Source organism: Streptomyces coacervatus (assembly GCF_029223485.1).
In the GTDB taxonomy this organism is placed as follows: Bacteria; Actinomycetota; Actinomycetes; order Streptomycetales; family Streptomycetaceae; genus Streptomyces; species Streptomyces coacervatus.
In genome coordinates this window covers 93395-115905 of sequence record NZ_JARHTP010000028.1, presented here as the reverse complement: position 1 = coordinate 115905, position 22511 = coordinate 93395, and the positions used below count along the sequence as shown (strand labels likewise).

The window sequence follows — 22511 nt, the reverse complement described above, 5'->3', positions numbered from 1 at the left end:
CCACATACGCGGCCGCTTCGTCTTTGTCTGCCATGACTCGTCCGATCCGCCCGGCCCGAGGGCCCGAGGGCGAGCCCCGGGCCAGGTTTTCACATCACGGACTTACACGATCTTTCAGACACGCTCGATCGTGCCTTGTCGGGAGGCCCTGCTCCTACATCGGTTCAGGGATGACACTCCTTGGCCTCCTGCAGAGCGTGGCAGACAGGAGCGGACCTCGGCGACTACGCCGAACTGGCAATACCCGGGCTGTTCTTGAGGTGTCTGGCGAGGTTCTGGAGCGCTGTCCAGGCTTCGGCGTCGGTTCCGTCGCCGAGCGGGTAGTAGAGGGCGGGGTGGGTGGGCGAGCCGAGTTGCCGCGGCTTCAGGGCGAGCGGTGGGCGGCGGGCGTGGGTGAGGCCGATCGTGCGTACGTCGCCTGCGCCGAGAGTGAAGGAGACCGGGAGGGGCGGGGCCTCCATGTGGGCGGGCAGGGTGAGGTCGGCGCGGGCGTCGCGCAGGGTGGTGAGCATCGTGGTCAGGCCGTGTGCGTCGACCAGCGTCGTGGCGAGGGGTTCCAGGGTGTCCAGGGGGACTTCGGTGTGGGTGGTGTAGCCGAGGGTGAGGGTCGTGTCCTCGGCGACGCCCGCGCTGGTGCGGGAGATGCGGTGGGTGGCGATGGCGGGGTGGTCGGGTGGGCCGATGGCGATGAGGTGGGTGGGGGTGGGGGCGCGGTTGCGGGCGAGGTCGGTCAACTGGCGTGGGGACCAGGGGAGATTGACGGGTTCTGCGGTGCCCCAGCCGGCGGGCGGTGCGCCAGTGAGGTGCTGCCAGGCTGTTTCGAGGGCGCGGCCGAGCACGAGGTCGGTGTCGGCTGCGTGCACCGTACGGAACGAGACGGTGAGCTGTCGTTGCTCGGTGGGGGCGGCCGATTCGGTGAATGCGTCGGCGACGGTGGTACCGGTCGGTGTGAACGTGCCGCCCTCCCAAGCGAGGTGGACGCCAGACAGGCCGTCGTAGTAGCCGCCCGCCGGGTTCTGGATCACCCAGCGGTTAGGCGCGCCGCCCATTGCGGTGCGCAGCGGCAGGGTGAGGCGGACGTAGGGCGGGGTGACGAGGTGGAGGGCGCGGTTCGCCTGCGCGGTGATGCGCAGGATGTCCGAGAGCCAGGCGGTTAGGGGGATCAGCGGGCGGTCGACCAGGACGACCGCGGTGGAGTCGGTCAGGACGTCGACGGCGGGGAGGGCGGGGGCGGGGGCCGAGGCGGCAGTCTCGGCGGGGTCGTCGTCCGAGACGCTCGGGGACGGGGGTGTCTGAGGCTGCCCGGCCGCCGAATCGTCGGGGATCGTGACGCGCGCCGTGTGCGCCGCGCCGGGTGGCCAGCTGGTCCCGCCGAGCAGCATCGTCAGGCGCCCGCACACCGACCCCGCGAGGGACTCCGCCTCGGGGACGGCAGTGGAGGCGCGGGCCTCGGTCCACCAGAACGGCGGCTCGGGCGCGGTCGCTCGAGGGCCTAGGAGGCGTTCGGCCTCGCCGGGTATATGGACGAGCAGCGGGGCCTCGACCGAGACCAGCGGGCGGCCGGCCGCCGTGCACAGCTGCAGGACCGCGCCGTCGTCCGTGGCGGTCAGGTTCAGCTCGGGGCCGCCGGCGTGCAGCCCTGCCAATAGTGACCGAGTGTCGGGCATCTTCGGGGTCAGCGCGATGACGTCCTTGGTCACGTGGTGCTCTCCATCGAGTCGGTCTCTGCCGCGAGGGCCGTCTGGATCAGCTGGTGGCGGCGCCCGCGGCGGACCAGGGTGCCCCGGCCGGGCGGCTGTGGAGAGGCGTACAGGCCGGGGAAGAGCTGGCCCTCGGTGCGGTCGCCGGTCATCACGAGCGCCGTCGCGCCGGTCTCGCGCAGCGTCGTCAGGAAGGGCTCGTACAGGGCGCGCGAGGCGCCCGCGACCCGGCGGGCGACGACGAAGTGCAGCCCGATGTCCTGCGCGGAAGAGATGTACGGCAGGAACGGGGCGAGCGGCTGCTGCCCGGCGGTGGTGAGGATGTCGTAGTCGTCGACGAGGATCACGATACGAGGGCCCGCGAAGGCCGGTTCGTCGCTCGCCGCGTCGGGGTCGGCGGTCTCCGGGAGGCGCTTTTCCAGCTCGGTTGCGATGCCGGTGGCGAGGGCGGCGGACAGTTTCGTGTTGTGTGCGTAGCCGCCGCGGTACGGCTCTGGGATCACGCCGCGCAGGCCGCGCCGCGGGTCGAAGACGCCGAAGACGAGCTCCTCGTCGCCGTATCGGTCCACGAGCGCGCGCGAGATCAGCTTCAGCAGATTGGTCTTGCCGCACTCGTTGTCGCCCAGGACGAGCAGGTGCTGGTCGGTTCCGAACAGGTCCAGGACGGCCGGGGACAGGGACTCCTGGTCGACGCCGATCGGTACCGCGTGCGGCACCGCGACCGTGGAGGGCAGGCGTTGCGCGGGCAGCCGGGTCGGCAACACCCGTACCGGAGCGGCCAGTTCACCGTGCCAGGTGGCCCCCACCGAGCGTACGGCGTCCTCGAGGGCGGACCCCAGGTCGGCGGCCGAGGCGAGCGCGTCGAGGCGCGGCAGGGCGACGTGTGCGAACAGTTTGCCGTCGGTGAGGGCGCGGCCAGGGGTTTCGGCGGACAGGGTCTCGGAGAGTTTGCGGTCGACGGAGGAGTCTGCGGGGTCGTTGAGGCGCAGTTCGATCCGGCTGCCGAACATCGACTGGGTGGCTATGCGCACGTCGTTCCAGCGGAGCATGCCAGCCACGACGTGGATGCCGTAGCCGCTGCCGCGCTTGAGGAGGTCGGCCACGTCGTCGTCCAGATCGGCGAACTCGTCCCGCAACGCGCCGAACCCGTCGATGAGCAACACCACGTCTGTGCAGCCAAGTTCGGGCAGCTCACCCCGTCCGCGCAGGAAGCGCAACTGCTCGACGGAGTCGATCCCGTGCTCGCGGAAGAGAGCCTCGCGCTCGGTGAGCATGGCGCGCACCTCGGCGACCGTACGGGCGGCGCGCTCGTGATCGGCGCGCCCGGCGATCCCGCCCACGTGCGGCAGGCCGGACAGCGCGCTCAGACCGCCGCCGACGAGGTCGAGGCCGTAGATGGCGATGTCGCGGGGCGTGTGGGTGAGGGTGAGGGACAGGGCCAGGGTGCGCAGCAGGGTGGTCTTGCCGGACTGTGGGCCGCCGATGACGGCCGTGTGCCCGCCGGCCGTGTTCAGGTCGTGCACCCACCGGCCCTGCCACTGACGCGCCGGGTCGTCGAGTACCCCGAGCGGAATCTGCAACGGGCCCTCGGCATACGGGAGTTGCAGCCCTTCCGCCGATGCCTGCACCGGGCCGGCCGCCCCGGTCAGCGTCACCGCCTCGGGCAGCGGCGGCAGCCAGATCCGCCGCACCGGCTTGGCTGCGCCCGCGAGCTGGTCCACCACGGCGGACAGCACGGTCGGCCCGCTCGTCCGCTCGCGCGGCGCTGCCACGGTGTCGTCACCAGCCGCCCCGGTCGGCGTCTCCAGTGTGTTGTACGGCGGATACAGCCAGGCCAGCGGCTCGTCGTCGGCGATCGCATCGCGCTGTACCGGCCCGCGGTAGGCGCCGGAGACGAAGCCGGCCTTGAACCGCGTGTACATGGACGTGTCGACCTTGAGATAGCCGAAGCCCGGCAGCGGCGGCAAGTTGAAGGCGTCCGTGGTCTCAAGGACCGTACGCGACTCGTCGGCAGAGAAGGTGCGCAGCCCCAGCCGGTACGACAAATACGTCTCCAGCCCCTTCAGCTTGCCGCCCTCGATGCGCTGGCTGGACAGCAGCAGATGCACCCCGATGGAGCGGCCGATCCGCCCGATGGACAGGAACAGGTCGATGAAGTCCGGCTTGGCGGTGATCAGCTCGCCGAACTCGTCGATCACGACGAACAGATGCGGCAGCGGTTCGAGGTCCGGGCGTGCGGTGGCGCGCAGCGCCCGGTAGTGCCCGATGTCGGCGATGTTCCCGGCATCCTTGAGGACCTGCTGACGGCGTTTGATCTCGCCGGCCAGCGAGGTGTGCACGCGCTCGACGAGGCCGGCCTGGTTCTCCAGGTTGGTGATGACGCCCGCCACATGGGGCAGGCCCGTGAATGGGGCGAAGGTGGCGCCGCCCTTGTAGTCGACGAGCACCATCGCCAGATCCTCGGGCGGATGTGTGGTCACCAGGGCGAGCACCAGGGTGCGCAGCAGCTCGCTCTTGCCGGAACCGGTGGCGCCCACGCACAACCCGTGCGGCCCCATGCCGAGTTCGGACGACTCCTTCAGGTCGAGCAGCACCGGCTCGTGCCGGTCATCCAGCCCGATCGGGACCCGCAGGAAGTCTCTGTCGCCGCGCGGCGCCCACTGCCGACCCAGGTCCAGGACGGCCGGATCATCGATGCCGAGCAGCTCTGGGAAGTCGACCGGGCCGGACACCGGAGTGCCGTCGGCGGTCGACTCGGCAGACAGCCGCAGCGGCGCCAGCATCCGGGCGAGCCCCTCGGCCCCGGCGGCACTCACCGGATCAAGGACCCCCGAGACCCGTACGACGTGCTCGCCCCGCAGGTCGTCGATCGTGACCTGCTGCTCGTCGACGGTGATCCGCACGGACACCTGATCGGGCTCGTGTACCTGCGCTGCGAGCAGATGCAACACGGTCACACCCATGTCACCGAGGCCAATAGCGGTGTCCGGACGAGGCAGTTCGTTGGCATTGCGACCGTACTCATCACTGACCACGACGAGTCGGCTGCCCAGACTGAGCGCCGTACGGTCGGACAGCCCGCGTCGCACTTCGGCCGCGTAGGAGGCACGCTTCTTCAGGTCCACGCCAATGAGGCGGGCGAGTTGCTGAAGATCGGGTGCGATCCGGCGAGCGGCCACCGGCCCATCTGACTCGTCGGGGTCGATAACGTGTGGCAGCCACTTGGCCCATTCCCAGGCGTCCATGGAATCGCCGGGTACACCGAAGGCGAGCGCCACGTCGTCCGGCGCGTGCGTGACGGCGGCCTGTACGAGCAGCGCCCGGGCGACGCGCAGCACGTCCTCGCGGTCGCCGATGACGCTCACATTGCCCGCACGGTCCAGCGGCACCGTCAGTGGATGGTCGGCGGTGGTCGCGAACCGGGCTTGGAGCGCCCGTGCCTCGTTCAGCATGAACGGGTCCGGCGGGGTGAGCACCCCGCTCGTCGAGTTCTGCCCGACTACGACGTCCTGCACCGGTACGTCACCTAGGCCGATGCGTACCCGCAGGAAGTCGGCGTCCGTACGCCGTCGCTCCCACAGCCGCGCCGGATCGCGCAGCAGGTCGTACAGGGCCAACGGCGGAGGGTTCAGCTCCCGTGCGGCGCGGCGTCGTGCCCGCTCGGCCGCGCCCAACTCCTCGCGCAGTTCCTCCAGATATTCCAGATAGCGTTCGCGCTGCACTCTCCGCTGTCGCTGGGCCTTGCCGCGCTGTGACAGGAACAGCGCCACCGCCCCGAGCAACGCGATGACGAGCACGACCGCGCCCAGGCCCGCGAACTGGCTTGAGCGGATGACGGTCATCATCACCACGGACGACATGACACCGGCCATCGGCAGCAATGCGGTGGCCGCGGTGCCCATCTTTCCTTCGGGCAGGTTCGGCGGCGGCTCGATGGTGCGCGCCTCGGCCGCGGGCAGCGGGCGGGTGGCCCGGGCGGGGCGGTGGATCAGGTGCTGCGTCATCGAACCCGCACCGCCCGCTGCAGCGCCTCCGCCGCGAGCCGGGTGGCCGTACGTCGCGTGGCCGAGCCGAGCAGTTCCGTACGGATGGGGCCGCCGGCCGCCAGATGACGGTCGTAGGGCAGGTGCACGACAGTAACCCCTGTCTCACGCAGATGTGCTGTGGCGGTCTTCAGGTCGAGGTTCAGATCTGGTGTGCCCGAGGTGAGGGCGACGACGGTTGACGCGAGGGCCTCGTGCGGCAACTGGGCGAGCCAGTCCAGGACGATGCGGGTACCGCCCACGCCCTCGGCGGTGAGCGGGGCGACGACCACGCGGGCGTGCGCGGTGTCCATCGCGGTACGGGCCACTTCACCGGGCAGCGCCTCGCAGTCCACGACCGTGACGGCGAAGTAGCGGCGCAGCGCGAGCGTCACCGTGCGATAGGTGCGGATGTCCAGCGGGGCGCCGACCCTGCCTTGGCTCGCGGGTAGCAACCAGCCACCGTCCGAGACCGGCACCAAATACCCCGTGACATCGGTGAGTTGCATCGACGGAGTGAGGATCTGAGCCAACTCGCCGCAGGACCAGCGCACCGACTCCGCGCCGAGTCGCACCGGTAGCGTGCCGAGCGCAGCGTCCGCCTCCAGCGCGAGCACCGGATCGTGCCGGTAGTGGTTGAAGGTACGGGCGAGCAGCGCGGCAACCGTCGTCTTGCCGACACCACCCCGGATCGACGTCACGGCGATCACGCGGCCCGTGGTGACCGGCTGCTGCAACTCCCGCCCGATCCGTGATTCCTCGGCGACCTCCTGTGACGCCGACGAGGTCAGCCGCCGTATCGATTCCCCGGTCCGCCGCGCCACGGAGTCCCCATGCAGCGGCTTCCCCAGCGCGAGCGCGAGGCGCGGGTCGACGGTGGGGACGGATTCGGGGGTGGGGAAGGGGCGAATGGGGCTGCTGGGGCGGTGACGGACCACCGGCGTGCCGCTCGCCTCGGGCGAGGCCGCGGAGGGCCCGTCGGGGCGGACGGCCGGGGCGCCTTGGCCCGGGGGGTTCGGGCGGGGTTCGGGCAGGGGCGCATACATGCCCGGAGCGGTGGAGGCGTGCTCGGGGAGCTGGGGCTGAGGGTCGGTAGCGGAGGGGCCCGGCCGCGCAGGCGCGGGTCGGGTAGTGGCGTCGCCGTTCGGCGTGGTGTGGGGGTAGAGAGGACGAGGCCCGGACACATGCTGGGGGACCTGCTCGGCCGGCCGGGGCGGGTTCGCGGGCGGATGCCGCGGTATGTCACCGGAGGGTGCCGCCGAGACGGTGTGCGGGGGAGACGGTTGCCCCGGGTTGGGGCGCTGTTCGGCGGGGTGACGGACCGGGAGTGGGGCCTTGGCGGCCTCTCCCTCCTGCTGGCCCGCCGTAGTACCGCGCTCAAAGCCATCGGGCTCCAAGGCGTCGTTTGCGTCGGCCGCAGTTTCTGGACCGGCCGGCGTCGGCGCGCTGCCCCGCAGTTCGCGCAGCACCTCGTCCTGCCAACCGCCGCCCTGAGCCCCGGTCATCCCTGCCGCCTCACGCTCACGCGAAGGTGCCGAGCAGCCGCCCGTACACCCCGAAGACGCCGATCACCAGCGGGAACAGCGCAATCACCCCGACCGACTCGAGCACGTCGCCGAACCGGCGCAACCGCACCCGCACATGCTCGGGCGGCTGCACCACCAGCACGGCCAGCGGCACGACCGCCAGCACTATCAGTACCGCGAGCGGCCCGACCGCATCCGACTGCTCCAGCCACACCCAGGCCAGCCGCACCGCCACCACCACGGCCGCCACGAACAGCGAGACGACCTCAGGGACCAGCGGATACGCCCGCGCCCGCAGCGCAAGCACCAGCGTGACGGCCATCGCGAGCAGCACCGTCCACACCGTGGCCGTACGCAGCACGAGCACCCCGGCGACGGCGGCGGACACCGCCGTCACGATCGTCGCGAGAACGAGCCCGCGATGCGTGGCCGCGAGCGCCGTCGACACCTGATAGCGACTCACCGACGCGCCGCCCGAGCGCCGGTCGTCGAGCCCAGACAACCCGGACGCCATCAACGCGAACCGAGGCAGCAGTCCCAGAACGACCACCGACACGACGGCGAGCAGCGCACCGGCCCGCCCCGCCGACTGGAAGGCGAGCGCTCCCTCCCAGCACAGCCCGCCCCCAACGAGCGCGGCAGCCCCGAAGACCCCGGCGCGTCCGAGCGGCGAGCACCATCCGAGCAGCAGCAGCGATACGGCCGCCACCCCGGCGACACCCGCAAGCCGCACCGCTCCCGACCAGCCCTGGGCGTCCCCCAGGCTCCACACCCCGAACACACCCAGGGCGCCACCGGTGACGACGAGTGTGCCGGCGAGCCCGCGCAGTCCGGCCCGGCCGAACGCTGCACCCGCAGCCGTGGCGAGCGCGGCGACAACGAGCAGCACGGCACCCACGCTCTGCGCGCCGAACGCCTGCCGCGCGAGGAAGGAGGCGGCCAGCGCCCACCCGACCGTCGCACCCCCGGCGACGACGCGTCGCGCGGCGGGCCGCCACCGCCAGGCTCGTACATCGAGATCGTCGGCGGCCTCGTCGGTCACATCGTGGACGACGGGCGCGGAGGGCGCGTCCTCGACGCGCACCAGCCGCAGCACCGCACCGTCCGCCACAGCCGCCGACTCCAAGGTGGCGTCCGGATCCAGGACACTGCCGTCGCCCGCCACCAGATGACGTGTTTGCGGCCGCGTACCAACCCGATCGTCCAGCAGCCGCATCACCTCGGGAAGCAGCCGCCCGATCGGTTCCTGCGACGGCAGCACAAGATCGACCCGCCGCCGCTCACCAACCAGAGTGACCCGGCTCAATGCCAGTCCCGTACGGCTCGATGCCCCCGTAGATATCACGCGTTCGAACTTATCACTGGGCAGAAGACGCACCGGTCGGTGTTTCGGCAGGCGGTGAGGACGGGACCGTGGTCGACGTCCCGTACGGACTTGAGCTCTGGCCGAGAACCCGATGTGAAACGAACGACCACCCCACACACCCGGCACACAACACCGCAGCGATCACCACACCCGCAAACACCTTACCCAAGCGCTCGTCCACCGTTCGCCGCTGCCGCTGCCCACCGAAGAGCACGGCATCACGCAGCCGACGCCGCCTGACCGAGACCGACTCGAGAAGCTGACTGTCGTAGTCCTGGGCTGACATGCCTCAATTCCTTTGGATTCCTTGGACGTGGTGCCCAGGTACGTGGTTTGTTGAGGTGCCCGTCACCGGATAGGCGGGCAGGAAGCGGCATGCGCGGAGCCGGATGTCAGTCGGTCGCTTCGTTCTTGAGCTTGCGGGTAATCATGGAGATGAACTGATGGGCTTCTTCCGCAGTGATCTCCACGTGGTCGTCGTCGTTGTGTCCCAGCTCGTACAGACGCAGATACTCAGTGGGCTCCCAGCGCAAGTTGCGAGTGAACGCTTCGTCAGACGTGAAGTCGCCAGCTTGGCGCCGGCGCACGATGCCTTGGGGGTTGCTGCGCGGATAATCGTCACTAACCAGTGCATAGTAAGTGACCATGTTTGTCGGCGAGTTGAGGACCTGTACTGAGGCGCCACGTTGGTTTAGCCATAGCTCGAGTTCGAGGCCAGCTAGTTCTCGGAGTGAGCCGTGTTCGTCGATGCGTGCTGGGCCGTACACCGTGCCGGAGAGTCCCTGCACGACCGTGCGTTCATCGAGCAGTGCGTCGAGGGTTGTTTCCTGCACCGTCGCATCGGTCAGGTCGGCGCCTTCGAGCCGTGCGTTCAAGAAAGAGGCGCCGTTGAGCCGTGCCGTGCGGAAGGAAGCCGAGCGTGCGTCGACCTCGGCGAGTTCGGCACTGCCCAGATTCGCCTCGGACAACACTGCGGCTTGCATACTTGCCCCGTCGAGCACTGCCTTGACGAGCGAGGCACGGGTGAGATGGGCACGGTCGAGAACTGCGCTTTCCAAGTGGGCGCGGTACAGGTCAGTATCAACCAGGATGGCGCCCGCCAGGCGGCTCTGTGTGAAGAGCCCCATGGCCAAGTCAGCACCGCTGAGATCAGCTCCAGATGCATCGAGGCCGGAGAGATCGAGAGTGGTGTCCTCTTGCCCGCTCCACGACGTGAGCTCGGCAGCAGCATCGGGGTCCGAGGGCATCGATCGTACGCATCGGCGTACGTCACGGATACCAGACAACTCGATCACTCCAACCGTGCTCTTCGACGATCGCCTTCACATCGTCGATTGCTGCTTGATTTGCATTGCGCATGTCGAGGATAACCACGCGTTCCCTCGTCACGATCTGATCATTGAGCTTCCGGACCCAGGTTCCATTGTTCGCCGGGTCGTAGGCCCCCTTGAACGGGAGAGATTTGTCACGAACGTTGTTCAGCGGCGGCCAATCGGAGTGGACGCCCTTGATGTCGTAGAACGTACCGGTGCTGGGCGAATAGAGGTCACCCTGATCCGCGCCCGGAGGTCGTTGGATATCCGAGGGGGCCTTTCCGGACTCGCGCAGGTCGAGAGCGACCCGAGCTTCGTCCATCTCTGAAGGCCTGACCTTGCCCTTGTGGTCGGGGTCTTGCTTCAGTTGGTCGAAATCCTCGTGGTAGCGCTCGGCCAGCTCATGGAGATATGAGTCGTGGAGTGTGCGCTCAGCGGGGGTCAGTTCTGCAGGCGGTCCATTGCCATGGACGGACTGGTCGCTTGTGTGGCTGGGCCCGGTGTCAGACGCATGCGTGGAGGGGTGAGCAGTGGGCAATTCATGATCGAGGTTGATTGCCTCGACTCCATGGGGCACCGGCACCTTGCCGAAGAGTTCGCCTTGTTGTGCTCGGATGGCGGTGAGCTCCTCGGGGGAGACCCCGGGCAGCCGCTCCTTTTCGTAGAGGACGTGCCCATCCATCTTTGCGGCGAAGCTATCAGGCGTGTGGAACTGCACCTCGAATACCCGACCGCTGACCGGATCCCTCCATGTGGAGTTGATCCCCTTGTATCCGGGACTGTTCCAGGTGTCCTTGAAAGTGACGTTCTCGAACCCCTGGCTACGCAACGTATCCACGGCCTGTTGCACACCGTGTGCGTAGTTGGCGGAGGGGAACTCGACCGTGTACCTGACCGAGTCCTTGATTCCGCTTAGCACGCCTTCCGGCGTTACGTTCGACTTTCGGAGCAGAGCTGTCGCGAGCTTTCGCTTCAGGGAGTCCTCGCCCTTCAGCCGGTACTCAAGGCCGATCAAGCGTCCGTCGTCAACGTTGTGCGTGATCTGCTGCAGCGTGTCGGTGATGCGCGGCTCGGCCTCGGTGGACTGCCGGATGAAGTGGTCGGCTGCGGCGTTGGCGTCGGGCGGCAGGTGGAGACCGTTCTCACCCTCCCACGAGCCGTCGGGGAGGTTGCCGCGAGGAGGCTCCGGTGCCGCGCCACCCGGCAGGTCGTGACCGCCGGTCGGCGGGATCGTGCCGCCCTCGCCTCCCGAGCCCGGAGCCCCGTGGCCGGTGGCGGTGTGATCGCCCGCCGTAGTGGCATCGTGGCCGAAGCCGCCGCCAGGAGCATGCTCGCCGCCTCCTTGGCTGGTGGAGTGGCTGCGGGTACCGGGATTCTCGTGGCTGGCGGAAGGGCCATGCGTCAAACCATCCGTACCGCCGTTCGGCAGGTGGGGTGCGGCACCAGTCGGGGTGTGCGCGGCTGTGCCAGGCAGGCTGTCGCCGCCATGGACTGCCACGAGTTCGGGCGCGCGAGCCGCTGTTGCGGGCGTGTGCGGGGTGGAGTCCGAGGCCATGCGGTCGCCGGCCGACAGTTCGGTCTTGGCCTGTGTGACGTGCTGGCGCAGGCTGCCGTCCGCATTGAGGACGTGGCCGTCCTGGGTGAGATAGACCGGGTGGCCCTTGGCGTCGACGTACTCGATGGCTCTGTCCGGCACGGAGACGGGGCGCTCCGCGAGAGGCACTGGGTGTTCGGCGGGCGTGTACCTGTCGCCGACGTTCGCCATGTCCAGGTACGTGCCGGTGTGGAGATTCTTCAGCGTGGCGAAGGTGTCGCCGACTTTCACGAAGGCGAACTTGCCCACCTTGCCGATGTAGGTCATCGGGTCGATGGCCCGGCCGACTTTGCCGGCCACCGACAGGGCACGGGCCGCAGCACCGGCCTTGCCCGCACCGCTTGCCGCGCTGCCGACTCCCTCGGTACCGGCCACGGTCAGCACGTTGAAACCGAACGCACCGGCCGCGCGGGCGGGGTTGGTCTTCCACTGGTCGTAGGCGACGAAGCCTTTCACCGCCTGGTTGTGGACCTTGCGTGAATCTCGTAGCCAGGAGGGCAGTTGGTCGTCCGGGATCAGCCACCAGGCGCCCACCGTGGAACTGGTGAGGAAGGAGGCGGTGCCCAGCTTGGCGAGGTTGTTCCAGGCCTCGCCGGCCGCGCCCCAGCCGTCCGAGCCGAACAAGGTGCCCAGGCCGTGGATGGTGCCGATGACACCGTCGTGCCAGACGCCGTCCCAGACCTGCTTGGTCTGATGGGCCAGCCAGGCCCAGCCCTCGTACTCCCGCTCGACCGCCGTGCCCCAGGGGGTTTCCTTGGCGTGGTCGAGGTCGTCGGCGTTGTAGCCGTACGTGTTCTTGCCGTGGGAGCCGTCGTCGGCGGTCAGCTTGGTTCCGCCGATCAGCGCCATGATCTTGTTGTAGGCGGTGCGTTCGGCGGCCTGGAAGGCGGCGACCGTGTGGTTGACGTCGTGCCACAGGTCGTTGTTGTGGTCGACCTTGTCCTGGTCCTTGCGCCAGTCGTCGTCCCCGGTGACCGAGTTCACGAATGCGGTGGCATCGGCTTTGAGCGCGTCCAACTTCTTGACCAGCGGCTGGATTTCGAAGCTGTAGTCCGACAGGGCCGTGGTGACCTTCTCCAGGTCGTCGGCGAACGCGTCCGCCTTCTGCTTCACCGGCAGCGTGGTGGCGAACAGCTGCTCCGCCTCCGGTGCGTGGTAGAACGCCGACAGGCCTTGGAACTCGGTGTGCACATCCGAGCCGGAGGCCCGGAACTGGCCCGCGTCCGCGGTCAGCAGCATCACATCCGTGTCCAGCGTGGCCAGGTCGCCGATGAAGTGCGGGATTCCGGACGGGTTGATCAGCTTCGCCTCGTCGCCCACCGCTACCGACCCTCCGTACGACGGCCCGTCCCGCCCTCGCCCGGCATGTGCACCGTTGGTTCTTTGGCCGCCGCCCGCTGCGCGTTGCCCGCCTGCTCCAGGGCGCCGGCCAGGTAGTGACGGGTGGCCTCATCCGCTCCGTGCAGGGACTTCGAAGTCCGCTCGGCGATGTACAGCAGATCCCGGCCCCAGTGCTCTGCGAACTGGCCAAGTGCCGAACCGACCAGCCCGGTCGTGCTGGTGTACGGCCCGTACTGACTCGTCAGCGTCCCCGCAGCGGAGGCCGCCTCCTCGAGATTGCCCTGCATCGCCGAGCCCGCGTCCGACATATCCTTCGCCGCGGTCCCCGTCTTGGACAGCACGCTGTACACCCCGGCCGGATGGATGTCCCACCCCGTCACGACATTCCCCCTCGTCCCGTGCCTGCTGGGCATCTGCCCGCCGTGCGCCTGTCGCTGCGTCAGCCGATGTTGTCGACGGCTGCCTTGGCCTTGGACAGGGTCGACTGGGCGGTGCCGTCGTTCTGCTCCAGCGTCGAGCGGACCAGCCGGATGATCTCGCGGACCTCGCTGGCGGCGCGGTGCCAGCGAACCTCCTTGCCGTGGTACTCGTCGGCCACGCCGTCCGCGGTGAAGTCGGCCATCGCGGCCTTCACCGCGCGGTCGCGGTCGGTCAGGACGCGCTCCAGCTGGCCGATGACGCCGGCGAGGCTGCCCTGGACCTCGGCGGAGGCGCCGGTGTCGTAGGAGCGCCGGTCCTGGTTCTGAGCCATGATCGAATATCCCCTTGAGAACGGTGACGGTGAAGGTGACTTGAGGACTGGTGGCTACGACGCTCAGCGTGCGCCGAAGCGGGCCGCATCGAAGTTGGCGGCGCCCATGTTCTGGTGCGCGTTGTCGCCCAGCTCCACATCACCGGTACCGAACGCGGTGTCCATGCCGGACTGACCGCCCAGGATCGCGCCGAGCGAGCTGTTCAGCTCGTTAGTGATCTCGTCGGCGTGCGCCTTGAACGCGTCGAACGCTGCCTTACCCGCGCCGTTGAACTTGCCCTCCAGCGGCTCCGCTGCCTGGATCAGCAGTCTGATCAGCGTGCCCAGGTCCTCGCTGGAACCGACAGTGCTCTTGCCGAGATCCGACAGGGTCGTTGACCCCATGTCGAACTTCATTCACCCACCCCCGTAAGCATGTTGTGCACTGGGATTGCTCTATCGTCGCGGCATGATCGCGTGTCACGCTCGCCTCACAACTCGTCGAATATCCTCTCGCATCACACGTTGCAGGCGCAACGCAGAAGGGGCCGAAGTGGCGTGATCTAGTTCATGAGAGGCTGTGAAGTCTCTCATTCCGCACCTCTCGCATCTCCTTCGTGAGCGGTCCGTCCGGCTGGCGGGCCAGTGCGGGTGTGGTGCTGGCCTGGGAGCGCTCACCGCAACGTCGACGGCCTGCGGACGAACGTCGACGGCCCGGCCAGGAGCAGCCGCTTCACCGACGTAGCGAGGGAGGCCGGTGAGCGCCTAGGTAGGAGTCGAGCAGGTACGGAGAAACGTTCTACGGGTGTGCCCAACAGGCTGAGGAAACGCCACCATCGGGCGGATCCCTGCGACCGTTGGGCCGGTTGCCGAGAAGTCCTTGCGCGCCCTCCCCGTGATCGTCATGATCGTGGGCATGTCTGGGGGGCCGAGCGACCTGATCTTGACCGATGACGGTCTGCCGTCCATGTTCCGCTCCGCGGACGCCGCCTCCTTAGCCGGTCAGGCGGATACCGTCCGGTGGTCCGCTCTCCAGCTGGCCATGCTGGTCGCCGGTGCCGTGCTGGGCGGCGTTGACATCCATCTCGGCAACGGCCTTGATTTGGGCGCACTCATCGCGTCAATCGCGCTCTTGGCCTCGCTCGCACCGGCTTTATGGCTGACCGCGAAGAACCCTCAGCGTGCCTGGTATCGAGGGCGCGCGGCGGCCGAATCGCTGCGCACTCTGTCGTGGAAGTACGCGGTGCGGGCGGAGCCCTTCGCGGGCACCGAGGAGGCGGCGGACGAGCGGCTGCTGCGCGACATGTCGAGCATCCTGCGCGACCTCCGTGACGTCGGCTGGCTCATCGATGCCGGCGGCCAGGCCGAGATCACTCCTCAGATGCGGCACCTGCGCAGCCAGCCTCTCCGGCTTCGGCAACAGGCCTACATGCGAGGGCGCTTGGACGCTGAGTACACCTGGTACACCTCCAAAGCCGCCACGTTCACGCGGATGGCCCGCCGGTGGGCGGCTGCGGCGTTCATCGCGACGTCGCTCGGACTGGCGGGCGGGTTCCTGCGTGCCTTCGGCCTGCTCGACTACGACGGGCTGGGCAGCGCCTCGGCCATTGCGGCTGCCGCTACCGCATGGACGCAGCTCAAGCAGTACCGTCCGCTGGCTGCCGCCTACTTGCTCACCGCGCACGAACTGCTTTTGGTGAAGGCTGACTTGGAGACCGTGGCCGATGACGAGGTCCAATGGTCCCGTCGATGCAGCGAGGCCGAGGAGGCCATTTCACGGGAGCACACGATGTGGCTTGCCCGCAGGGAGGCCGCCTGAAATCCGTCCCCGTGCTCGTTCGTACTCAGAGGTCGTTTTCAGATAGTTTGCACCCCTTCACGCGCCACAGATAGACACTCACACCTCGCGCGTATCGGGTTCCTGTACAGAGCGGCGGGAGTAATCGCTGATATCAACTGCCCATGGGATGAGACGGACTTCATGGGATTAGACGGGAAATGCGGGCTTCCGTCACGCCCCGTCAATCGCCACCAACCTCTAAAGTCCCCCAAGGCCCGCTCCGCCACGGGGACTTGTTGGGATGAAACAGGCTCTGCCGATGAAAACGACCTCTCAGTCACTGTCTTAACCAGGAGGAACACGCTCGTGCCCTACCGGCTTGACGCCCAAGACGGCAACCACACCGATGAAGCACTGCGTGCGAGTCTGGAGGACTTGCTCGCCGACAACACCTTGTTCTCCCTCGCTACGGCGGGGCCTGGCGGTGCGCAGATCAACACCGCATTCTTCGCCCACGACGGGGAGCTGAACCTGTACTTCGTCAGCGAGCGATCCACCCAGCACAGCCGAAACACCGCGAGTGATCCGCGCGCGGCAGCTACCGTGACGCACCAGCCGCCCGAGTACGGCGAGCACCTTCAAGGCGTCCAACTGTCCGGCGTCGTGCACGAGGCCAGGGATGCGGAGACTGGCGCATGGGCTGCCTTGGTCTGCTATCAAGGGCGGTTCCCGACGTTCGCGCAGGACACGGCGACGCAGCAGCGCTTCCTCACCGGCGAAGGTCCCTTGGCGCTGTACAGCTTCCGTGTCGAGTCGCTGACGCTGCTGGACGAGCCTCGGTTCGGACGCCGCGTGTACGTCAAGGCTGCCGTCGTCAGGTAGCAGGAAGGATGGTCGGTGCGGCGTCGTCCGCGATGTCGATTTCCGGTACGTCGACGTTCGCGAAGACGGCCAGACTGTCTGCAGGGTCCAAGTCGGCCGCCAGCCGGTGCAGTTCATCGAGGGGATCGATGCTGTGAGGGAGCGTGCCGTCCTGGAGCTGCTGCACCCAGTCCGTACGCCGTTGTCCACGCACCGCGTCCATGCGATCGTCCTCCCGGTCGGTCGTCGGTCCGCCGCCCGCCACGCTACCGGCCAACACACCATTCCTCAGCTCCACGCTGACCATGACACACCCGAGAGAGGACCCCCAGCCCCCGTGACTTCCGTCGGCAAGGCAGTAAGGCTCGCTCGTATCATCCCCGGTGCCCGGACGGTGATGGTGCCCTTCGACGACGACCTCATCAACGGGCCCTACGCCGGTCTCGCCGATCCTGTGACGCGTGTACAAGAGGTGGCGTTAGGCGGGGCCGACGCCATACTCGGCTTCCCGCGCCTGCTGACACAGTGTACGGAGAGAGGCATACGCCTCCCCTTCGTCGCCAATCTCACCGCGAGCACGATCCTCGGAGTCCACACCAGCAAGGTCGCGGTGAGCTCTGTGGAGCGCGCCGTACGTCATGGGTGCGACGGAGTCGCGGTGCACGTGAATGTGTCGGATCGTCAGGAGCCCGACATGCTCTCGACTCTGGGCGCGGTCGCCGAGGACTGTGAACGGTGGGGGATGCCGCTCCTGGCCATCATGTACCCACGGCGCACCCATAACGGAGCGGATGACAACTACCTCGAACTCAAAGACCACGAGCGCGCCCGATACGCGGATCTTGTGCGCCACTGCGTGCGCATCGCGGTGGAGCTCGGCGCGGACGTGGTGAAGACGCAGTACACCGGCGACCCGGAGTCCTTCGCGTCGGTCACCACCGCATCCATGGGGATACCCGTGATCGTCGCCGGCGGGCCTCGTACGTCGGTCCGGGAGGCCCTGACCAACGCACACGGCGCGATCGCGGCGGGTGCCACCGGCGTCTGCTTTGGGAGGCAGACCTACAACCGCACCGACATCCCCGGCTTCGTAGGCGTGCTGCGTGCGGTGGTTCACGACGGACGCGCACCGGATGACGTGCTGGCCGACCAGCCGGGCATCGCTGCCACCAGCGCGCCGTGAGCGCCGCGTCCACGCCGTTCATTCGTCGTTACAGCCCGGCGTTGGGCACTGCGGGCGTGGCGGTGCTGTGGGGCACCAGTGGCGTCCTCGTCCGTGAAAGTGCGCTGTCCGCCGTGGCGATCGCGTTCGGGCGCGCCGCGGTGGGTGCGGCGGCCCTGTTGCTGTGGGAGGCGGTCACGCCGCGAGGGCGGGGCCGGGCGAGCATCCGCAGCTACGGGAAGCCGGCGGTGCACTCGCTGCTTTGGTCCGGAGCGCTCCTGGCTGTGCACTGGCTGACGTTCGTGATGGCCTTGCAGCGGGCGCCGATCGGCACGGTCCTGCTCGGTATCTATCTCGCTCCGCTCGCCATCGCAGGTCTGGCCCACCGCACTCTCCAGGAACATGTCACACGTGGCCAGGTGGCATCGCTGGCGCTGGCCCTGGTCGGCAGCGTCTTCGTGCTCCAGCCGGGGCAGACCGGCGGCCTCGGCGGCCTTGCGTTGATCGCGGTTTCGGCGCTTGCCTATGCCGGATCCACGCTTGCCAGCAAGAAGGCGCTCAGTACTGTGCCGATCGTAGGGGTCACCACCGGCCAACTGGCGGTCGCCGCAGTGCTCTTGATGCCCTGGCTCGCCGTCCATCCGAAGCTTCCGAGCGGCGTCGACGTCTTGGTCATCGCCAGCCTGGGACTGGTCTACAGCGCGTTGGCGCTGCTGGCCTACCTTGCCTTCCTCAAGCGTCTGCCGGTGACGACGTCCGGAATCCTGCTGTACCTCGAACCGGTCTCGGCACTGGTCGCCGGCTGGATCTTCCTGGGCGAACATCCCGTGCCACCCACCTGGCTCGGCGCATGTCTCGTACTCGTCGCCGGCATCATGGTCAGCAAGGACTCCGTGTCCAACGCCCAAACAGAAGCAGGCTAGTTGAGCGTTGATCCGATACGGTGATCTCACCGTGCGAGATCACCGATTCACGATCAGCGAAGGACAGATCATGTCGCTCTCCGGTCAGGTTGCCGTCGTCACCGGTTCCTCGCGTGGAATCGGGCACTCTGTAGCGCTCGCCTTCGCGGAGCGCGGCGCGAAGGTCGTGATCAACTCCCACAGCGACGTCACAGGCGGAGAGGCGCTCGTTCAGACGATCAAAGAGAACGGCGGCAGCGCGCTCTACGTGCAGGCCGACGTCGCCGACACGACCGACGTCGAGCGGCTCTTCACGACCACCGAGGAAGCGTTCGGCCCGGTCGACGTCCTCGTCAACAACGCGGGCCTCACCGAAGGCATGCCCATCCTGGACTCCACCAAGGAGCACTGGCTACGCATGCTGAACATCAACCTCCTCTCCACCGTGCTGTGCTCGGTGCGGGCGGCCAGGACCATGAAGGAGCGGGGCACCGGCGCCATCATCAACACCTCCTCCATCCGTGGCTTCGATGCGACGGGCCGGGAAGGCGTGATGGCCTACTCCGCCGCCAAGGCAGCGGTCAACAACTTCACGCGCACCCTGGCCAAGGAACTCGCCCCGAACGTACGCGTGAACGCTGTCGCCCCCGGCTTCGTCGAGACCTCGTACATGGATCGGACCGACGACGCGCTGAAGGATTCCTGGCTGGACATCATCCCCCTGCGCCAGTTCATCGCACCCGACGACATCGCGGGGGCCTACGTCTTCCTCGCCGAGTCGCCGTACATGACCGGCACCCTCCTGACCGCCGACGCAGGGTTCACCCTGGGCCGCGGCTGAAGAGAACAGATAATCGGGGGAAGGTGTGACAGTGGCCCGGGAGAAGATCTTCATCTCCTACCAGCGGGACTCCGCTGCCCTCGCGCAGCGCATCCACGACACACTGGAAGCCGCAGGCTTCGACGCCTGGGTGGACACCGAGCGTATCCGGCACACCGACCGGTGGGCCACCTCCATCGACCAGGCGCTACGGTCAGCCGACCGCCTCGTCGTGCTCCTCACCGAGAAGGCTACGGAGTCCCGCGAAGTCTTCAACGAGTGGTTCTTCTTCTACGATCACCGCAAGCCCATCCACGTGGTGCGCATCGACGGCTGCGAACTGCACTACCAACTGGTCCCGTTTCAGCGCTTGGAATGGACCGCCCAGGCCGACGAGAGCGAATGGGCGGCACGCACGCGTGCACTCGTCACCGCGCTGCGAGGCTCGTTCTCGTGGCCCCATGCGGCCTCGGTGGACGACGCCGTGGTCACCACCCCCTTCGCCCCGCCCCGCACCCTGCTCGGCGCGTTCGCCGCGCTCGAAGAAGCCATCCGCAACCCCGACCGCTCCGTCGCCCTCACCGACCAGCAGCTCCACGACATCCGCGACCACCCCTCGCGCAGCATCCGCGAATACATCCTGTCCTGCTACGCCCGCTGGTGCACCCCGCGCCACCAGCTCGATCGCCGCTTCGTGCGCCTCGCCCTGGTCTACGACGAAGGCACCGACGCCGCCGACCGCTGGGTCACCGCGCCGAGCAGCCGCCGCACCGACGACCTCCAGGCCATCCTCGCCGGCAGCGACTCCTTCGCGTACGTACTGTTGGGAGCGCCGGGCTCCGGTAAGACGACGCTGCTGCGCCGCCTCGAACTCGACATGGCCGCAGAAGGAATAACCAGCCCCGCCGATCCGGTCATCCCGTTCAGCATCTCGCTGGCTGAATACGGTCTCAACGCCGGGGAACCGCCTGCCCCGCGCCGCTGGCTGGAGGACCGCTGGAGGGCACGCAACCCGCACCTGCCCGAGCTGGCGCACTTCCTGGAGTCGGGCCGCCTCCTGCTGCTCCTGGACGGCCTCAACGAACTCGCCCACCTCGATGCCGCCGACCTGCGCCGCCGCATCGACGCGTGGAAGGCATTCCTCTACGAATGCGTCCGCGACGTTCCCGGAAACCGGGCCGTGTTCACCTGCCGCGCCCTCGACTACGGCGCCATGCTCAGCAGCAAGGACGTCGGCGTCCCGCACATCCGCCTCGAACCCATGACCCGCGACCAGGTCCTGGAGTACATCGCCCTCCACCTGCCCGAACAGGCCGACCTCGTCCACGATGCCCTGAACCGTGACCCGCGAGCCCTGTCGTTCTACCGCACTCCCTACATGCTGCGCCTGCTGGTCAACCAGGTCCGCGCCGTGGGCACCGTCCCCGTCGGCCGCGTCGACGCGTTCGCCGGCATGGTCCGCGAACTACTCCGCCGCGAGATCCTCTCCGGCAACCCGCGGACCGCCGACCCGGAGCTGATCACCGATCGCGAACAACGTCGCCTGCGGGACGGCGTCCGCGACCCGCTCTGGCTCCCGGACCGCGGCCACCTCGTTCCCGCCCTGACCCGCCTCGCCTACCAGATGCAAGAAACCAAGCGCGGCGCGGACAAAGGAAGCGTCGTCGTCGACTACGACACGGCCGTCGACCTCCTCAACGGGCTGGCCCGCCTCGCGGAAGCATCCCTGCGCGTCGGCTGCGACACCGGCATCCTCGACGAGGACGAAGAAGCCATCCGCTTCTTCCACCAGCTCCTCCAGGAATTCTTCGCCGCACGCCAACTCGCCGCAGCCCCCGACTTCTCCCGCCTCGCCATACCCGACACCGCCACCGCCGTAACCCCGCCCCTTGCCGAGATCCTGACCCAACTCGCCCCCGGCGAGCCGCTACCGCCGCTTCCGACCACAGGCTGGGAGGAGACGGCGGTCATGGCCGCTGCCCTGGCCGAGGACCCCGACGCGTACGTCCGCAACATCCTCACCATCAACCCGGCCCTGGCCGGCCGCTGCTTGGCCGCCCCCGACGTACGCGTGGACGCAGCCGTGCGCACCGAGGTGACGCACACGCTCGTCGCCCGCAGCACCGACCCGGCGACAGACCTGCGGGCCCGTATCCACTACGGCCGCATCCTCGGCGTCCTGGGCGATCCTCGCCTGACACGCGTCGAGAGCGCTCACGGTGGTGCGCTCCTCCCGGAGTTCGCGCGCATCCCAGCCGGCAACCATCGCATCGGAGCCGAAGGCTCCCCGTACGTCCTGGAGCGGCCCGTCCACGAGGTGCAGCTATCGGCCTTCGACCTGGCCCGCCGCCCTGTCACCAACGCCGAGTACGCCCACTTCATAGCCGCCGGCGGCTATGAAGACGACCAGTGGTGGCACTCCGCCCACGCCCGCAGATGGCGCTCCGGCGAGGGCATCCAGGAACTCATCGCCTTCGAGTGGCGCAAGAAGCGCGACAACCTGCGCCGCCGTCCCACCCTCCCCGTCGACATGCTCCGCACCGGCGCGGCCACCCTTCAACAGGCCGTCAGCATGGTGAAGCTCACCACCATGACCGACAAGGCCCTCCAGAAGGCACTGACCGACATCTACGGCACGGAGGCTCCGTCCACACCGGCGTACTGGTACGACAGCCTCCTCGCCCACCCCAGCGCCCCCGTCGTCGGCGTCTCCGTCTACGAGGCGGAGGCCTACTGCGCCTGGCTCAGCGCGGTGACGAGCACGACGGTCCGTCTGCCCACCGAATACGAATGGGAGGCCGCCGCGTCGCCTGGTGGGCGAGCCTTCCCCTACGGGGACGACTTCGAGACGCTCGCCTCGAACACCTTCGAGCTCCACGCGCGCAGCACGCTCCCCGTCGGCGTTTTCCCCGAGGGACGTAGCCCCGCAGGCATCGACGATCTGTCCGGCAACGTCTTCGAGTGGACGGCGAGCGCCCCGGAGCCGTATCCCTACGACCGGGATGCCCGTCCGTCGGACGCGCCCAGCGACGCCCGTGTCTGCCGAGGGGGCTCGTGGCGCCACCGGCACAATAGGGCTCTGGCGGCGTACCGGGGGCGAGGACAGTGCTTCGTACGCAATGACGATCTTGGCTTCCGGCTCGCGAGGGAGTAGGGACAACGGCGGAGCGCAAGATGCTGTGAAGCGATCCGGGATCGGTGTCGGTGGAGGCTACTGGAAATCTCGGACCAGACTCACGAGGTCGTCATCACCACGCCGCTCATCGAGGGCACCGACGGCACGGGCACCAAGCTGAGCAAGAGCAAGGGGCAACTACGTGGGCCTGACCGCGTCGCCTGATGACGTCTACGGCCGGGCTGATGTCCATCCCCGACGACCTGACCGAAGCCGTAC

Annotated in this window: 17 protein-coding genes and 1 pseudogene; 7 read left to right on the top strand and 11 right to left on the bottom strand. The window is 68.4% G+C overall.

Going from position 1 to position 22511, the window contains the following annotated elements; translation table 11 throughout:
- Window positions 1-224 precede the first annotated feature (224 nt).
- The 10 genes from P2Q00_RS45745 to P2Q00_RS45700 form a co-directional block, all read right to left on the bottom strand.
- A complete protein-coding gene (locus P2Q00_RS45745) occupies window positions 225-1700 on the bottom strand; it encodes a DUF6177 family protein (protein ID WP_275780763.1) in 1476 nt (491 codons plus the stop codon).
- Window positions 1697-5704 carry a type VII secretion protein EccCa gene (gene eccCa, locus P2Q00_RS45740; RefSeq protein WP_275780762.1) on the bottom strand — a complete coding sequence of 1336 codons (4008 nt, stop codon included), beginning with the start codon at window positions 5702-5704 and terminating at the stop codon, window positions 1697-1699. The genes P2Q00_RS45745 and eccCa overlap by 4 nt, the downstream gene beginning before the upstream one ends.
- The gene (locus tag P2Q00_RS45735) at window positions 5701-7227 is read right to left on the bottom strand and encodes a MinD/ParA family ATP-binding protein (RefSeq protein ID WP_275780761.1); all 1527 of its coding nucleotides are present in this window, start codon (window positions 7225-7227) and stop codon (window positions 5701-5703) included. Before P2Q00_RS45735 ends, eccCa begins: the two co-directional genes overlap by 4 nt.
- A gap of 16 nt (window positions 7228-7243) precedes the next feature.
- Window positions 7244-8593: a type VII secretion integral membrane protein EccD gene (eccD, locus tag P2Q00_RS45730; protein WP_275780760.1), complete on the bottom strand. Its 1350-nt coding sequence runs from the start codon at window positions 8591-8593 to the stop codon at window positions 7244-7246.
- 13 nt (window positions 8594-8606) lie between these two features.
- Window positions 8607-8900: a hypothetical protein gene (locus P2Q00_RS45725; RefSeq protein WP_275780758.1), complete on the bottom strand. Its 294-nt coding sequence runs from the start codon at window positions 8898-8900 to the stop codon at window positions 8607-8609.
- A gap of 106 nt (window positions 8901-9006) precedes the next feature.
- The gene (locus P2Q00_RS45720) at window positions 9007-9861 is read right to left on the bottom strand and encodes a pentapeptide repeat-containing protein (protein WP_275780756.1); all 855 of its coding nucleotides are present in this window, start codon (window positions 9859-9861) and stop codon (window positions 9007-9009) included.
- A gap of 22 nt (window positions 9862-9883) precedes the next feature.
- Window positions 9884-12841, bottom strand: coding sequence for a hypothetical protein (locus tag P2Q00_RS45715; RefSeq protein WP_275780755.1), 2958 nt, complete (start codon window positions 12839-12841; stop codon window positions 9884-9886).
- A gap of 2 nt (window positions 12842-12843) precedes the next feature.
- The gene (locus P2Q00_RS45710; RefSeq protein ID WP_275780754.1) at window positions 12844-13242 is read right to left on the bottom strand and encodes a DUF6507 family protein; all 399 of its coding nucleotides are present in this window, start codon (window positions 13240-13242) and stop codon (window positions 12844-12846) included.
- Between the two features lie 59 nt (window positions 13243-13301).
- Window positions 13302-13613, bottom strand: a complete 312-nt coding sequence (locus P2Q00_RS45705) for a pore-forming ESAT-6 family protein (RefSeq protein WP_275780752.1) — start codon at window positions 13611-13613, stop codon at window positions 13302-13304.
- Between the two features lie 63 nt (window positions 13614-13676).
- Window positions 13677-14009, bottom strand: a complete 333-nt coding sequence (locus tag P2Q00_RS45700) for a hypothetical protein (protein ID WP_275780751.1) — start codon at window positions 14007-14009, stop codon at window positions 13677-13679.
- A gap of 487 nt (window positions 14010-14496) precedes the next feature.
- On the opposite strand from P2Q00_RS45700, the gene P2Q00_RS45695 reads away from it, so the two are divergent.
- Window positions 14497-15411, top strand: coding sequence for a DUF4231 domain-containing protein (locus P2Q00_RS45695; RefSeq protein WP_275780768.1), 915 nt, complete (start codon window positions 14497-14499; stop codon window positions 15409-15411).
- 327 nt (window positions 15412-15738) lie between these two features.
- Window positions 15739-16254, top strand: coding sequence for a pyridoxamine 5'-phosphate oxidase family protein (locus P2Q00_RS45690; RefSeq protein ID WP_275780750.1), 516 nt, complete (start codon window positions 15739-15741; stop codon window positions 16252-16254).
- Here the strand turns inward: P2Q00_RS45690 and P2Q00_RS45685 are convergent.
- Complete coding sequence (locus P2Q00_RS45685; RefSeq protein ID WP_275780749.1) at window positions 16247-16510, bottom strand: hypothetical protein; 264 nt, start codon at window positions 16508-16510, stop codon at window positions 16247-16249. The two genes, P2Q00_RS45690 and P2Q00_RS45685, sit on opposite strands and share 8 nt — an antisense overlap.
- Window positions 16511-16570: 60 nt before the next feature.
- On the opposite strand from P2Q00_RS45685, the gene P2Q00_RS45680 reads away from it, so the two are divergent.
- The 5 genes and pseudogenes from P2Q00_RS45680 to P2Q00_RS45660 form a co-directional block, all read left to right on the top strand.
- Complete coding sequence (locus tag P2Q00_RS45680; RefSeq protein WP_275780748.1) at window positions 16571-17416, top strand: beta/alpha barrel domain-containing protein; 846 nt, start codon at window positions 16571-16573, stop codon at window positions 17414-17416.
- Window positions 17413-18318 carry a DMT family transporter gene (locus P2Q00_RS45675; RefSeq protein WP_275780747.1) on the top strand — a complete coding sequence of 302 codons (906 nt, stop codon included), beginning with the start codon at window positions 17413-17415 and terminating at the stop codon, window positions 18316-18318. Before P2Q00_RS45680 ends, P2Q00_RS45675 begins: the two co-directional genes overlap by 4 nt.
- A gap of 70 nt (window positions 18319-18388) precedes the next feature.
- Complete coding sequence (locus P2Q00_RS45670; RefSeq protein ID WP_275780746.1) at window positions 18389-19138, top strand: SDR family NAD(P)-dependent oxidoreductase; 750 nt, start codon at window positions 18389-18391, stop codon at window positions 19136-19138.
- Between the two features lie 31 nt (window positions 19139-19169).
- Window positions 19170-22271: an SUMF1/EgtB/PvdO family nonheme iron enzyme gene (locus tag P2Q00_RS45665; protein WP_275780745.1), complete on the top strand. Its 3102-nt coding sequence runs from the start codon at window positions 19170-19172 to the stop codon at window positions 22269-22271.
- Window positions 22272-22361: 90 nt separating this feature from the next.
- Window positions 22362-22504: pseudogene (locus tag P2Q00_RS45660) on the top strand (tyrosine--tRNA ligase); the annotation flags it as partial.
- Between the last annotated feature and the right edge of the window lie 7 nt (window positions 22505-22511).

Bases quoted from the DNA above. Each gene is read 5' to 3' on its own strand.
- eccCa (WP_275780762.1), bottom strand. From the start codon at position 5,704: ATGACGCAGCACCTGATCCACCGCCCCGCCCGGGCCACCCGCCCGCTG.
- P2Q00_RS45735 (WP_275780761.1), bottom strand. From the start codon at position 7,227: ATGACCGGGGCTCAGGGCGGCGGTTGGCAGGACGAGGTGCTGCGCGAA.
- P2Q00_RS45705 (WP_275780752.1), bottom strand. From the start codon at position 13,613: ATGGCTCAGAACCAGGACCGGCGCTCCTACGACACCGGCGCCTCCGCC.
- P2Q00_RS45695 (WP_275780768.1), top strand. From the start codon at position 14,497: ATGATCGTGGGCATGTCTGGGGGGCCGAGCGACCTGATCTTGACCGAT.
- P2Q00_RS45725 (WP_275780758.1), bottom strand. From the start codon at position 8,900: ATGTCAGCCCAGGACTACGACAGTCAGCTTCTCGAGTCGGTCTCGGTC.
- P2Q00_RS45700 (WP_275780751.1), bottom strand. From the start codon at position 14,009: ATGAAGTTCGACATGGGGTCAACGACCCTGTCGGATCTCGGCAAGAGC.
- P2Q00_RS45670 (WP_275780746.1), top strand. From the start codon at position 18,389: ATGTCGCTCTCCGGTCAGGTTGCCGTCGTCACCGGTTCCTCGCGTGGA.
- P2Q00_RS45720 (WP_275780756.1), bottom strand. From the start codon at position 9,861: ATGCCCTCGGACCCCGATGCTGCTGCCGAGCTCACGTCGTGGAGCGGG.